This is a genomic window from Steroidobacter gossypii, assembly GCF_016801985.1.
Classification (GTDB): domain Bacteria; phylum Pseudomonadota; class Gammaproteobacteria; order Steroidobacterales; family Steroidobacteraceae; genus Steroidobacter; species Steroidobacter gossypii.
Genome location: NZ_JAEVLS010000007.1, coordinates 1 through 14,529 on the forward strand (window position 1 = coordinate 1; position 14,529 = coordinate 14,529).

Sequence of the window (14,529 nt, forward strand, 5' to 3'; positions counted from 1 at the left end):
GAGAAGCACGGCGGCGAGTTCAAGGCGTACGACCAGATCGACAAGGCGCCTGAAGAGCGCGCCCGTGGTATCACGATTGCGACGGCGCACGTGGAGTACACCTCCGATGAGCGTCACTACGCGCACGTGGACTGCCCGGGCCATGCCGACTACGTGAAGAACATGATCACGGGCGCGGCGCAGATGGACGGTGCGATTCTGGTGTGCTCGGCCGCTGACGGCCCGATGCCGCAGACGCGCGAGCACATCCTGCTGGCTCGCCAGGTGGGCGTGCCGTACATCGTGGTGTTCCTGAACAAGGCGGACATGGTGGACGATGCGGAGCTGCTCGAGCTGGTGGAGATGGAAGTGCGCGAGCTGCTGAGCAAGTACGACTTCCCTGGCGACACGACCCCGATCGTGAAGGGTTCGGCGCTGAAGGCGCTGGAAGGCGATCAGAGCCCGATCGGCGTGCCGGCGGTGATCCAGCTGGTGGCGGAGATGGACAAGTACATCCCGGTGCCGGAGCGTGCGATCGATGGAGCGTTCCTGATGCCGGTGGAAGACGTGTTCTCGATCTCCGGCCGCGGCACGGTGGTGACCGGTCGTATCGAGCGCGGCATCGTGAAGGTGAACGACGAAGTGGAGATCGTCGGCATCAAGGCGACGCAGAAGACCACCTGCACGGGCGTGGAAATGTTCCGCAAGCTGCTGGATCAGGGCCAGGCTGGTGACAACGTGGGCGTGCTGTTGCGTGGCACGAAGCGCGAGGAAGTGGAGCGCGGCCAGGTGCTGTGCAAGCCCGGTTCGATCAAGCCGCACACGCAGTTCGAAGCCGAGGTGTACGTGCTGACGAAGGAAGAGGGCGGCCGTCACACGCCGTTCTTCAAGGGTTATCGTCCGCAGTTCTACTTCCGCACGACCGACGTGACGGGCGCGGTGGAGCTGCCGGCGGGCGTGGAAATGGTCATGCCGGGCGACAACATCAAGATGGTGGTGGAGCTGATCGCGCCGATCGCGATGGAAGAAGGCCTGCGCTTCGCCATCCGTGAAGGTGGCAAGACGGTCGGCGCCGGCGTGGTCGCCAAGATCCTGAAGTAACTCGTTTCCAGATTGATCGGGGCGGAGGCCGCCATACCTTCCGCCCCCATTCGAAAAGTTCTTAGGCCAGTAGCTCAATTGGCAGAGCGGCGGTCTCCAAAACCGCAGGTTGGGGGTTCGATTCCCTCCTGGCCTGCCAGACATGCTCATTACAGAGTGGCCCGATGCAAATCGGGCCAACACACACGCAGCAAGCAATGACCGACCAAGTACAGGAAAACGCCACGGCGCTGGATGCGCTGAAGCTCGCTGCCGGCGTCGTCATTCTGGCGGCCGGCGTCGCGGGCTTTTATCTGCTGGTCGAGCTGCCCATCTGGCTGCGCTGGATCATCGTGCTGGCGGCGCTGGTGCTCGGCGCACTGGTCGGTCTGCAGTCCTATCAGGGCAAGACGTTCTGGCAGTTCGTGCAGAGCTCGCGCATCGAGTTGCGCAAGGTGGTGTGGCCGACCGGCAAGGAAACCCAGCAGGTGACCCTGGTCGTGTTCGTCATGATCATCGCGCTCGGTCTGTTTTTCTGGGGAGTGGATTCGCTGCTCGCCTTCCTGACTAAATGGTTGACCGGGCGCGGAGGTTGACATGGCTTTGCGTTGGTACGTCGTGCACGCCTATTCGAACTTCGAGCACCGGGTGGCCGAAGGTTTGAAGGACCGCATCAAGATGCAGGGCCTGCAGGACAAGTTCGGCGAGATCCTGGTGCCCACCGAGGAAGTGGTCGAGATGCGCGACGGTCAGAAGCGCAAGAGCGACCGTAAGTTCTTCCCCGGCTACGTGCTGGTGCAGATGGAGATGGACGAGTCGACCTGGCACCTGGTGAAGGAAGTGCCCAAGGTGCTCGGCTTCATCGGCGGCACACCGGAAAAGCCGGCGCCGATCACCGACAAGGAAGCCATGAGCATCCTGCGTCGCGTGGAAGAGGGCGTCGACAAGCCCAAGCCGAAAGTGCTGTTCGAGCCCGGCGAAGTGGTGCGCGTCATCGACGGTCCGTTCAACGACTTCAACGGCGTGGTCGAGTCGGTCAACTACGAAAAGAACCGCCTGCAGGTGGCGGTGCAGATCCTCGGCCGCTCGACGCCCGTGGAATTGGATTTCAGTCAGGTCGAAAAGGCTTAAGCCCGCTCGAGCTGTTGTTAAACCGCCGGTGAGCACCACCGGCAAACGTCCGGTCCTCGCGGGCCGGCCATCAACGATGGGGAGCTGCGTGACCCGCAGCGTTTGCACCCGGAGAGCATCATGGCCAAGAAAGTCACTGGCTATATCAAACTGCAGATTCCTGCAGGCCAGGCGAATCCGAGCCCGCCGGTCGGTCCGGCCCTCGGTCAGCAGGGCGTCAACATCATGGAATTCTGCAAAGCGTTCAACGCGCAGACGCAGAGCCTGGAGAAGGGTCTGCCGACCCCGGTGGTGATCACTGTTTACAGCGATCGCAGCTTCACCTTCATTCTCAAGACGCCGCCGGCGTCGGTGCTGATCCGCAAGGCCATCGGCATCGAGAAGGGCAGCGGTGCGCCCAACACCAACAAGGTCGGCAAGATCAGCCTCAAGCAGCTCGAAGACATCGCCAAGGTCAAGCAGCCGGATTTGACGGCCGCGGATCTGCAGGCCGCTGTCCGCACGGTTGCGGGCACAGCGCGCAGCATGGGCGTTGACGTGGAGGGCGTGTGACATGCCGTTCGTAGCCAAAAGAGTGAAGGCCTGGGCCAACAAGATTCAGCCCGGCAAGACTTATCCGATCGATGACGCCATCGGCCTGGTGAAGGAATTCGCCAAGGCGAAGTTCGCCGAGTCGGTGGACGTGGCCGTGAACCTCGGCATCGATGCGTCCAAGTCCGATCAGCAGGTGCGTGGCTCGACTGTCATGCCGCACGGTATCGGCAAGACGGTGCGCGTTGCCGTGTTCACCTCGGGCAAGAACCAGGACGCGGCCCGCGCCGCCGGCGCCGACATCGTCGGCCTCGAAGACCTGGCCGAGAAGGTGAAGGCCGGCGAGTTGAATTTCGACGTGGTAGTGGCCAGCCCCGACGCGATGCGCGTGGTCGGTCAGCTCGGTCAGATCCTCGGTCCTCGCGGCCTGATGCCGAACCCGAAGGTCGGCACCGTGACCCCGAACGTCGCCGAAGCGGTGAAGAACGCCAAGGCCGGTCAGGTGCGCTATCGCTCCGACAAGGCCGGCGTCGTCCACTGCACCATCGGCAAGGCGGATTTCGACGCGGCCAAGCTCAAGGAGAATCTGAGCGCGCTGCTGCAGGACCTGCAGAAGGCCAAGCCGGCGGCGGCCAAGGGCATCTATCTGAAGAAGATCTCGGTGTCTTCGACGATGGGCCCGGGCGTGCCGGTCGAAGCTTCGTCGCTGTCGATCTGACGAGCATTCATCCCCCCGCCCCGGCGGGGGGATGAGAAACAGGTTTTGCGGCGAGCACCCGCTTCACGGCGAGTGCCCGCCTCGATTGATGAAGCCTGTCGCGAGACAGGCCACATCGAAGACCGCAGGTGGATGTGAGTCCTTAATCATGCCTGCGCAGATGGTGTTACCCGAATCGGTGGCTTACGACCATGAGTCGTGAATCTTCCGCTGAAGGGCGCCGTCAGGCCGCACTTCTTCTCGACCTTCCGTCGAGTCGAAAAGGCGGCCAGGGTGGATGCGAAAGGAAGCGCGTCCGTTCGTATCAACGCTCTTCACGCCAGGAGGAATTATGGCGCTCAGACTCGATGACAAGAAGGCGCTGGTAGCCGAGGTCGCCGGAGTGGCTGCAACTGCGCAGTCCGTGGTGGCCGCGGAATACCGCGGGCTGACCGTGTCGCAGATGACTGAACTGCGCTCCAAGGCCCGTACATCCGGTGTCTACCTGCGAGTGGTGAAGAACACGTTGGCCCGCAAGGCGATCGCCGGCACCCAGTTCGAGGTGGTCGGCAAGAGCCTGAAAGGCCCGCTGGTTCTCGCTTTCTCGAAAGAAGACCCGGGTGCGGCTGCCCGACTGGTCAAGGACTTCTCCAAGGCCAACGACAAGCTCGTGCCGACCGTGGTGTCGCTCGGTGGCTCGTTGTTGACCGCGAAGGACCTGGACCGTGTCGCCAGCCTGCCGACGCTCGAGGCGGCTCGCGCATCCCTGTTGGGCATGCTGCAGGCCCCGATGAGTCAGCTGGTGCGCACCGTCAACGAACCGCACGCTCAATTGGTGCGGGTGTTGGCTGCGCAGAAAGACAAGCTCGGCGCGACTGCCTAAGCGGCTCGCCCGACTCGATTTCGGTTACATCATCTAACTTTTGGAGTTTTTCACATGGCTATTTCGAAAGAAGAACTGATCGACGCGCTGTCCCAACTGAAGGTGTTGGAAGTGGTCGACCTGGTCAAGGCGCTGGAAGAGAAGTGGGGCGTGAGCGCCGCTGCCGCCGTCGCCGTTGCCGCGGCTCCCGCCGCTGGCGGCGCCGCTGCTCCGGCCGCCGAAGAGAAGACCGAGTTCACCGTGACCATGACCAGCTTCGGCGCCAACAAGGTCGGCGTCATCAAGGTCATCCGCGAGATCACCGGTCTGGGCTTGAAGGAAGCCAAGGACCTGGTCGAAGGCGTGCCCTCGCAGGTCAAGGACGGCGTGCCGAAGGCCGAGGCGGAGTCGATCAAGAAGAAGCTGGAAGAGGCCGGCGCCGCTGCGGAGATCAAGTAATCTCGTTCGCGGAGTTTTGTTGAGCGTACTTTTACCGGTACATGGGAAGCGCGGCTGCGGAACAGGCTCCGCCGGCCGCGCTCTCCTATTGTCTTTTGTAGCGGCGTCCCAACATCGGTTGGCCCCCCTACTAGAGTCAGCCGGCGTTTCGATTGCAGTTTCGAAGCCCTGAACTCTCTATCAGATTCGGCAAGGGTGACCCAGATGGCCTATTCGTTCACCGAGAAAAAGCGTATCCGTAAGGACTTCGGCAAGCGGGAGAGCATCCTCGAGGTGCCGTACCTGCTGGCGATTCAGCTCGACTCGTACCGCAAGTTCCTACAAGCCGATGCGCCCGAAATGGCTCGGGCGGACGCTGGCCTGCACGCCGCTTTCAAGAGCGTGTTTCCCATCACCAGCTACTCCGGCAACGCCATTCTCGAATACGTGAGCTATCGCCTCGGCGATCCGGTGTTCGACGTGAAGGAGTGCCAGATGCGTGGCCTGACCTACGCGGCGCCGCTGCGCGTGAAGGTCCGCCTGGTCGTCTATGACAAAGAAACGTCCACCCCGACCAAGAAAACCGTCAAAGACATCCGCGAGCAGGAAGTCTACTTGGGCGAAATGCCTCTGATGACCGACAACGGTACGTTCGTCGTGAACGGCACCGAGCGCGTCATCGTGTCCCAGCTGCACCGTTCGCCGGGCGTGTTCTTCGATCACGACCGCGGCAAGACCCACAGCTCGGGCAAGCTGCTGTTCTCCGCGCGCATCATTCCTTATCGCGGCTCGTGGCTCGATTTCGAGTTCGACCCGAAGGACTGCGTGTTCGCGCGTATCGACCGTCGCCGCAAGCTGCCGGTCACCATCATCCTGCGCGCTCTCGGCTACACCGAAGAGCAGATGCTGGACATGTTCTTCGACAAGAACACCTACTTCCTGGCCAAGGACAAGATCGAATTCGATCTGATCCCGGCGCGCCTGCGCGGCGAGACTGCGTCGTTCACCATCAAGGTCGGCGATGAAGTCATCGTCGAGGAAGGCCGCCGCATCACCGCGCGCCACGTGCGCCAGATGGAACAGAAAAACATCTCCCGCCTGGAAGTGCCGAAGGAATACCTGGTCGGCAAGATCCTCGCGCACGACGTGTTCAACACCGAGACCGGCGAGATCCTGGCCAAGGCCAACGAAATCCTCACGGTCACGGTCATCGACAAGCTGATCGAGGCGGGCATCACCGAGGTGCGCGCTCTGTACGTGAACGACCTGGATCGCGGCCCGTACATCTCGGACACGCTGCGCATCGATCCGACCCGCACGCGCCTGGAAGCGCTAGTGGAAATCTATCGCATGATGCGTCCCGGCGAGCCGCCCACCAAGGACGCGGCCGAGAACCTGTTCCAGAACCTGTTCTTCAATGCCGAGCGCTACGACCTGTCGGCGGTCGGCCGCATGAAGTTCAACCGTCGCGTGCATCGCGAGGAGATCGTCGGCCCGGGCATCCTGTATGACTCGGCGCACTTCTCCAAGCGCACCGACGAGTTCTCCAAGGAACTGTACGAGAAGCACGGCGAGACCTCGGACATCATCGCGGTCATCAAGGAGCTGTGCGACATCCGCAACGGCAACGGCCAGGTCGACGACATCGATCACCTGGGCAACCGTCGCGTGCGCTCGGTCGGCGAAATGGCGGAGAACGCCTTCCGCATCGGCCTGGTGCGCGTCGAGCGCGCCGTGAAGGAGCGTCTGACGCTCGCCGAGTCCGAAGGCCTGATGCCGCAGGAAATGATCAACGCCAAGCCGGTTGCGGCGGCGGTGAAGGAATTCTTCGGCTCCTCGCAGCTGTCGCAGTTCATGGATCAGAACAATCCGCTGTCGGAAGTGACGCATAAGCGTCGCGTGTCCGCGCTCGGCCCAGGCGGCCTGACGCGCGAGCGCGCCGGCTTCGAAGTGCGTGACGTGCATCCGACGCACTACGGCCGCGTGTGCCCGATCGAAACGCCGGAAGGTCCGAACATCGGTCTGATCAACTCGCTGTCCGTGTACGCGCGCACCAACGACTACGGCTTCCTCGAGACGCCGTATCGCAAGGTGGTCGACGGCAAGGTGACCGACGAGATCGACTATCTGTCGGCCATCGAGGAAAGCCAGTACGTGATCGCGCAGGCCAACGCGACCCTGAGCGACAAGAGCGAGTTCGTCGACGAGCTGGTGTCGTGCCGTCACTTGAACGAATTCATGCTGTCCTCGCCGGACAAGATTCAGTACATGGACGTGTCGCCGAAGCAGATCGTGTCGGTGGCCGCCTCGCTGATTCCGTTCCTCGAGCACGACGACGCGAACCGCGCGTTGATGGGCTCGAACATGCAACGTCAGGCTGTGCCGACGCTGCGCGCCGAGACGCCGCTGGTCGGCACCGGCATGGAACGTGCCGTGGCGATCGACTCGGGCGTGACCGTGGTGGCGCGTCGTGGTGGCGTGATCGACTCCGTCGACGCGTCGCGTATCGTCGTGCGCGTGCATGATGCTGAAACGTCGGCGTCGGAAGCGGGCGTCGATATCTATTCGATGACCAAGTACACGCGCTCCAACCAGAACACCTGTATCAACCAGCGTCCGCTGGTGAAGGCGGGTGACGTGATCGCGCGTGGCGACGTGCTGGCCGACGGCCCGTCCACCAACCTGGGCGAGCTGGCGCTGGGCCAGAACCTGCTGGTCGCGTTCATGCCCTGGAACGGCTACAACTTCGAAGACTCCATCCTTATCTCGGAGCGCGTCGTCCATGACGATCGCTTCACCACCATCCATATCGAAGAGCTGACCTGCGTCGCGCGCGACACCAAGCTCGGTCCCGAAGAAATCACCGCCGACATTCCCAACGTCGGTGACATCGCGCTCGCCAAGCTGGACGAAGCGGGCATCGCGTTCATCGGCGCCGAAGTGAAGGCCGGCGACATTCTGGTGGGCAAGGTCACGCCGAAGGGCGAGACCCAGCTGACGCCGGAAGAGAAACTGCTGCGCGCCATCTTCGGTGAGAAGGCGTCCGACGTTAAGGACACCTCGCTGCGCGTGCCTCCGGGCATGGACGGCACCGTGATCGACGTGCGCGTGTTCACGCGCGACGGCGTCGAGAAGGACAGCCGTGCGTTGTCGATCGAGAAGTCGGAGCTGGAGAAGGTCCGCAAGGACCTGGAAGACCAGCGCCGCATCCTCGAGGACGACTTGTTCCAGCGTATCCAGGCCGTGCTGCTCGGCAAGCCGGCTTCCGCCGGTCCGCAGAAGCTCAAGGCCGGCACCGTCATCGACGAGAGCTATCTCTCCAGCATGCCGCGTGAGCAGTGGCTGGAAATTCGTCTGCAGGACGATGAAGAGAACGCCGCCGTCGAACGCGCCGCCGAGCGCTTGAAGGCGCAGCGCAAGGAGTTCGAGAAGCGCTTCGACGAGAAGCGGGCCAAGATCACCGCGGGCGACGATCTCGCTCCGGGCGTGCTCAAGATGGTCAAGGTGTACCTGGCGGTGAAGCGCCGCGTGCAGCCCGGCGACAAGATGGCCGGCCGCCACGGCAACAAGGGTGTCGTGTCCACCATCATCCCGGTGGAAGACATGCCGTTCGACGAGAACGGTACGCCGGTCGACATCGTGCTCAATCCGCTGGGCGTGCCGTCGCGTATGAATATCGGTCAGATCCTGGAGACGCACCTGGGCTGGGCCGCCAAGGGCCTGGGCCACAAGATCGGTCGCATGCTCGATGGCATGGCCGCCGATCGCGCCGCGCAGATTCGCGGCTTCCTCGATGAGGTCTACAACAAGTCGGGCGGCCAGAAAGCGGACATCGCTTCGCTGACCGACGAGGAGATCCTCACGTTGGCCAGCAACCTGCGCCATGGCGTGCCGATGGCGACGCCGGTGTTCGACGGCGCCTCCGAAGAGGAAATCAAGCGCATGCTGGAGCTGGCGGATCTGCCGACCAGCGGCCAGACGATCCTGTTCGACGGTCGCACTGGCGAGCGCTTCGAGCGGCCGGTGACGGTGGGCTACATGTACATGCTGAAGCTCAACCACCTGGTCGACGACAAGATGCACGCCCGCTCGACCGGTCCGTACTCGCTGGTCACGCAGCAGCCGCTCGGCGGCAAGGCGCAGTTCGGCGGGCAACGATTCGGCGAAATGGAAGTCTGGGCGCTGGAAGCCTACGGCGCTTCGTACACGCTGCAGGAAATGCTCACGGTCAAGTCCGACGACGTGAACGGCCGCACGCAGATGTACAAGGCCATCGTCGACGGCAACCACGAGATGAAGGCCGGCATGCCCGAGTCCTTCAACGTGCTGGTCAAAGAAATCCGTTCGCTGGGCATCAACATGGAGCTGGAGCAGGAGAGCGATAAGTAACCGCGCAGGCGGTTGCGAATTCTCTTCTGCCCTCTCAAACAGGTGATGACATGAAAGATTTGCTAAAGCTCTTCAAGCAGCACACTCCGGTCGAGAATTTCGACTCGATCCGGATCGGCCTGGCGTCGCCCGAAATGATCCGTTCGTGGTCGTTCGGTGAGGTCAAGAAGCCGGAGACCATCAACTACCGCACCTTCAAGCCGGAGCGTGACGGTCTGTTCTGCGCCAAGATCTTCGGACCGGTGAAGGATTACGAGTGCTTGTGCGGCAAGTACAAGCGCCTGAAACATCGCGGCGTGGTTTGTGAGAAGTGCGGCGTCGAAGTGACCCAGTCCAAGGTGCGTCGTGAGCGCATGGGCCACATCGAGCTCGCGAGCCCCACCGCGCACATCTGGTTCCTGAAGTCGCTGCCGTCGCGCATCGGTCTGATGCTCGACATGACACTGCGTGAAATCGAGCGCGTGCTGTATTTCGAGGCGTTCGTGGTGATCGAGCCGGGCATGACCCAGCTGCAGCGCGGCCAGCTGCTGACCGACGAAATGTATCTGGAAGCCATCGAGCAGCATGGCGACGAGTTCGACGCCCGCATGGGCGCCGAAGCCGTGTACGAGCTGTTGAAGTCGCTGGACCTGCAGCAGGAAGTGCTCAAGGTTCGCGAAGAGATCCTCGGCACCAACTCCGAAACCAAGATCAAGCGCCTCACCAAGCGCCTGAAGCTGCTCGAGTCGTTCATCGAGTCCGGCAACAAGCCGGAGTGGATGGTCATGACCGTGCTGCCGGTGCTGCCGCCGGACCTGCGTCCGCTGGTGCCGCTGGACGGCGGCCGCTTCGCGACCTCCGATCTGAACGATCTGTATCGCCGCGTCATCAACCGTAACAACCGCCTGCGCCGACTGCTCGAGTTGAACGCGCCGGACATCATCGTGCGCAACGAAAAGCGCATGTTGCAGGAAGCGGTGGATGCGCTGCTCGACAACGGCCGTCGCGGTCGCGCCATCACCGGCACCAACAAGCGTCCGCTGAAGTCGCTGGCCGACATGATCAAGGGCAAGCAGGGCCGCTTCCGTCAGAACCTGCTCGGCAAGCGCGTCGACTACTCCGGTCGCTCGGTGATCGTGGTGGGTCCGACCCTGCGCCTGCATCAGTGCGGTCTGCCGAAGAAGATGGCGCTGGAGCTGTTCAAGCCCTTCATCTTCTCCAAGCTGCAGCTGCGCGGCGAAGCTTCGACCATCAAGGCTGCCAAGCGCATGGTGGAGCGTGAAGGTCCGGAGGTGTGGGACATTCTCGAAGAAGTGATTCGCGAACATCCCGTGCTGCTGAACCGCGCGCCGACCCTGCACCGTCTGGGCATTCAGGCGTTCGAGCCGGTGCTGATCGAAGGCAAGGCCATCCAGCTGCATCCGCTGGTGTGCACGGCGTTCAACGCCGACTTCGACGGCGACCAGATGGCGGTGCACGTGCCGCTGTCGCTGGAAGCGCAGCTGGAAGCCCGCGCGCTGATGATGTCGTCCAACAACATCCTCTCGCCCGCCAACGGCGATCCCATCATCGTGCCGTCGCAGGACGTGGTGCTGGGTCTGTACTACATGACCCGCGAGCGCGTGAATGCGAAGGGCGAGGGCATGCTGTTCGCCGACGTGCAGGAAGTGCATCGCGCCTATGAAAGCCGCGTCGCCGACCTGCAGGCCAAGGTGAAGGTCCGCATCACCGAGTACCTGAAGAGCGACAACGGCGAGTACCGTCCGTCGACTCGCGTGATCGAGACGACGGTCGGCCGTGCGCTGCTCTCGGAGATCCTGCCGAAGGGCATGTCGTTCGACGTCGTGAATCGCGATATGACCAAGAAGGCCATCTCGGGCGTCATCAATCTCTGCTATCGCAGCGTCGGCTTGAAGGAAGCCGTGGTGTTCGCCGACCAGCTGATGTACACGGGCTTCGCGTATGCGACGCGCGCCGGTGTCTCCATCGGCGTCGACGACATGGTGGTGCCGCAACAGAAGGGCCGCATCCTGAGCGGCGCCGAGCGTGAAGTGAAGGAGATCCAGGAGCAGTACGCTTCGGGTCTGGTCACCAACGGCGAGCGCTACAACAAGGTGGTCGATATCTGGTCGCGCACCAACGACCAGGTGGCCAAGGCCATGATGGACAAGCTCGGCGTCGAGGACGTCGTGAACGCCAAGGGCCAGACGGTCACGCAGAAGTCGTTCAACTCGATCTACATGATGGCCGATTCGGGCGCCCGCGGTAGCGCGGCCCAGATTCGTCAGCTCGCCGGCATGCGCGGCCTGATGGCCAAGCCCGACGGCTCCATCATCGAGACGCCTATCACGGCGAACTTCCGTGAAGGCCTGAACGCCATGCAGTACTTCATCTCGACGCACGGCGCTCGTAAGGGTCTGGCCGATACCGCATTGAAGACCGCGAACTCCGGTTACCTGACTCGTCGTCTGGTCGACGTGGCGCAGGACCTGGTGGTCACGGAAGAAGACTGCGGCACCTCCAACGGCCTGACCATGGCTCCCATCGTCGAAGGCGGCGATGTGGTGGAAGGTCTCGGCGAGCGCGTGCTCGGTCGTGTGGCCGCGGTCGACGTGCTCAAGCCGAGCGGCGACGGCGTCGTGATCGAAGCCGGCACGCTGATCGACGAAAGGCTGGTCAAGGTGCTCGAGTCCGAAGGCGTGGACCAGGTGAAGGTGCGTTCGCCCATCGCCTGCGAAACCCGCTACGGCGTGTGCGCGCAGTGCTATGGCCGCGACCTCGCCCGTGGTCATCGCATCAACATGGGTGAGGCCGTCGGCGTCATCGCCGCGCAGTCCATCGGTGAGCCTGGCACGCAGCTGACGATGCGTACGTTCCACATCGGTGGCGCGGCGTCTCGAGCCGCTGCCGCGAACTCCGTGGAAGCGAAGGGCAAGGGCACCGCGCGCCTGCATAACCTCAAGACCGTGCACCACGAGAAGGGCCACTGGGTCGCGACCTCGCGCTCCGGCGAGTTCGGCGTGGTGGACGAGTTCGGTCGCGAGCGTGAGCGTTACAAGATTCCGTACGGCGCCGTGATCACGGTGAAGGACGGCGATCCGATCGAACCCGGTCAGATCGTCGCCACCTGGGACCCGCACACCCACCCGGTCGTGACCGAAGTGGCGGGCTTCATCAAGTTCCAGGACTTCATCGACGGCGTGACCGTGCAGAGCCAGGTCGACGAAGTGACCGGCCTGTCCAGCACGGTGGTGATGGATCCGAAGCAGCGCAGCTCCGGTGGCAAGGACCTCCGTCCGGTGGTCCGCCTGGTGAATGCGAAGGGCAAGGAAGTCACGTTCGCGAACACCGATATCCCGGCCGTGTACGCGCTGCCCGCGGGCGCCATCGTGAGCTTGGAGGACGGTGCCAAGGTGTCGGTCGGCGACGTTATCGCGCGTATCCCGCAAGAGTCGTCGAAGACCCGCGACATCACCGGCGGTCTGCCGCGCGTCGCGGACCTGTTCGAAGCCCGCAAGCCGAAGGACTCAGCGATCCTCGCCGAGTACTCAGGCACGGTGAGCTTCGGTAAGGAGACCAAGGGCAAGCGCCGCCTGATCATCACCGACGAGCAGGGCGAGAAGCACGAGGAGCTGATTCCGAAGTGGCGTCACCTGAACGTGTTCGAAGGTGAACAGGTGGAGCGCGGCGAAGTGATCGCCGACGGCGAGCCGAATCCGCACGACATCCTGCGCCTGCAGGGTGTGGAGTCGCTGGCCAACTACCTGGTCCGCGAAATCCAGGACGTGTACCGACTGCAGGGCGTGAAGATCAACGACAAGCACATTGAAGTGATCATCCGCCAGATGCTGCGCAAGGTCGAAATCGCCCACACCGGCGACACGGCCCTGCTGCGCGGCGAGCAGCTGGACCGTTCGCGCGTCACCGACGTGAACGAGCGCACGGAAGAGCAGGGCAAGATCCCGGCACGCATCGAACCGGTGTTGCTGGGTATCACCAAGGCGTCGCTGGCGACCGAATCGTTCATCTCCGCGGCCTCCTTCCAGGAGACCACCCGCGTGCTGACCGAAGCGGCCGTGCGCGGTCTGAAGGACGATCTGCGTGGCTTGAAGGAGAACGTCATCGTCGGCCGGCTCATCCCGGCGGGTACGGGCTCGTTCTATCACTCGCGTCGTCGTCGTCGCGACAGCGGCACCGGTCGTGGCTTCATGGACATGGGTGGCGGCGGAGTGGATACCGAGGAGTCGGTGTCCGACGAGGCCGCGTCGGCAGATTGACGATATTTGAACGGCTGGGGCTCCGGAGCGGCCAAAAACCCGCTCCGGAGCCGTGTTGCAGCGGTCTAAGCCGTTGACACTGCAGGGTCACATTCCTACAATCCCGCGCCTTTGATTAGGCCGGCGTACTTCGATTCTTCGCCCGCCAGTCACCCGAATTTACTTAGGCCGCCTTTAGCGAAAGCTGGGCGGCTTCGTGTTCTCTTTAGGAATCATTAGGTTATGGCCAGTATCAGTCAGCTCGTTCGCAAGCCGCGTACTTCGCCGAATTACAAGACGAAGGTGCCGGCGCTCGCTGCCTGCCCGCAGAAGCGCGGAGTCTGCACGCGCGTCTACACGACGACGCCGAAAAAGCCGAACTCGGCGCTGCGCAAAGTGGCCAAGGTGCGCCTGACCAACGGCTTCGAAGTCATCAGCTACATCGGTGGCGAAGGCCATAACCTGCAGGAACACTCGGTGGTGCTGATCCGCGGCGGTCGTGTGAAAGACCTCCCGGGCGTGCGCTATCACACGGTGCGCGGCACCCTCGACTGCGCGGGCGTGAACGACCGCCGTCAGGGCCGTTCGAAGTACGGCGCGAAGCGCCCGAAGAAATAACCGGCGCCACTCCATCATTGCGCGCGCTGAACGCGCGCTCAACAGAACATCGAAGGTAGTACCCCATGTCTCGCAGAGCCTCGGCCCCGACCCGCACGATTCTTCCCGACCCGCGCTTCAACAGCCTGCTGCTGGCCAAGTTCGTCAACATGGTCATGGAGCGTGGCAAGAAGTCGGTCGCGGAAAAGATCGTGTATGGCGCCGTCGATCGCATCAGCGAGAAGACCGGCAAGGCCAGCGAGCAGTCGATCGAGCTGCTGACGCAGGCGCTGGACAACGTCAAGCCGACCGTCGAGGTGAAGAGCCGCCGCGTCGGTGGCGCTACCTACCAGGTGCCCGTTGAAGTTCGCTCGGCTCGCCGCCAGACATTGGCCATGCGCTGGCTGATCGAAGCCGCCTCCTCGCGCAGCGAAAAGTCGATGGCGCAACGCCTCGCCGCCGAGCTGCTGGATGCTTCTGAGAACCGCGGCTCGGCCGTGCGCAAGCGTGAAGACACGCACCGTATGGCGGAAGCGAACAAAGCGTTCGCTCACTACCGCTGGTAAGAGTGGAGTGCGATCGATGAACGT

Annotated in this window: 11 protein-coding genes and 1 tRNA gene; all 12 read left to right on the forward strand. The window is 63.0% G+C overall.

Annotation, left to right across the window (positions count from 1 at the left end; translation table 11 throughout):
- A partial coding sequence (gene tuf, locus JM946_RS26000; protein WP_203170339.1) for an elongation factor Tu occupies positions 1-1,080 on the forward strand: 1,080 nt, incomplete at its 5' end.
- Positions 1,081-1,143: 63 nt separating this feature from the next.
- Positions 1,144-1,219: transfer RNA gene (locus tag JM946_RS26005), tRNA-Trp, on the forward strand.
- A 58-nt stretch (positions 1,220-1,277) separates the two neighbouring features.
- On the forward strand, positions 1,278-1,655 hold the full coding sequence (gene secE, locus JM946_RS26010; protein WP_203170341.1) for a preprotein translocase subunit SecE: 378 nt from the start codon (positions 1,278-1,280) through the stop codon (positions 1,653-1,655).
- A 1-nt stretch (position 1,656) separates the two neighbouring features.
- Positions 1,657-2,190 (forward strand): transcription termination/antitermination protein NusG, encoded by a 534-nt coding sequence (gene nusG, locus JM946_RS26015; protein ID WP_203170343.1) that lies wholly within the window; start codon positions 1,657-1,659, stop codon positions 2,188-2,190.
- Positions 2,191-2,310: 120 nt separating this feature from the next.
- Positions 2,311-2,742, forward strand: coding sequence for a 50S ribosomal protein L11 (rplK, locus tag JM946_RS26020; RefSeq protein WP_203170344.1), 432 nt, complete (start codon positions 2,311-2,313; stop codon positions 2,740-2,742).
- Between the two features lies 1 nt (position 2,743).
- Positions 2,744-3,439: a 50S ribosomal protein L1 gene (gene rplA / locus JM946_RS26025; protein ID WP_203170345.1), complete on the forward strand. Its 696-nt coding sequence runs from the start codon at positions 2,744-2,746 to the stop codon at positions 3,437-3,439.
- A gap of 331 nt (positions 3,440-3,770) precedes the next feature.
- The gene (gene rplJ / locus JM946_RS26030; RefSeq protein WP_203170346.1) at positions 3,771-4,301 is read left to right on the forward strand and encodes a 50S ribosomal protein L10; all 531 of its coding nucleotides are present in this window, start codon (positions 3,771-3,773) and stop codon (positions 4,299-4,301) included.
- A gap of 54 nt (positions 4,302-4,355) precedes the next feature.
- The gene (gene rplL, locus JM946_RS26035; protein ID WP_161816584.1) at positions 4,356-4,739 is read left to right on the forward strand and encodes a 50S ribosomal protein L7/L12; all 384 of its coding nucleotides are present in this window, start codon (positions 4,356-4,358) and stop codon (positions 4,737-4,739) included.
- Between the two features lie 204 nt (positions 4,740-4,943).
- On the forward strand, positions 4,944-9,107 hold the full coding sequence (gene rpoB / locus JM946_RS26040; protein ID WP_203170347.1) for a DNA-directed RNA polymerase subunit beta: 4,164 nt from the start codon (positions 4,944-4,946) through the stop codon (positions 9,105-9,107).
- A 50-nt stretch (positions 9,108-9,157) separates the two neighbouring features.
- The gene (rpoC, locus tag JM946_RS26045; protein ID WP_203170348.1) at positions 9,158-13,363 is read left to right on the forward strand and encodes a DNA-directed RNA polymerase subunit beta'; all 4,206 of its coding nucleotides are present in this window, start codon (positions 9,158-9,160) and stop codon (positions 13,361-13,363) included.
- Between the two features lie 222 nt (positions 13,364-13,585).
- Positions 13,586-13,960, forward strand: coding sequence for a 30S ribosomal protein S12 (gene rpsL / locus JM946_RS26050; RefSeq protein WP_129644597.1), 375 nt, complete (start codon positions 13,586-13,588; stop codon positions 13,958-13,960).
- 65 nt (positions 13,961-14,025) lie between these two features.
- Positions 14,026-14,505 carry a 30S ribosomal protein S7 gene (gene rpsG, locus JM946_RS26055; protein ID WP_203170349.1) on the forward strand — a complete coding sequence of 160 codons (480 nt, stop codon included), beginning with the start codon at positions 14,026-14,028 and terminating at the stop codon, positions 14,503-14,505.
- The last annotated feature ends 24 nt before the right edge of the window (positions 14,506-14,529 follow it).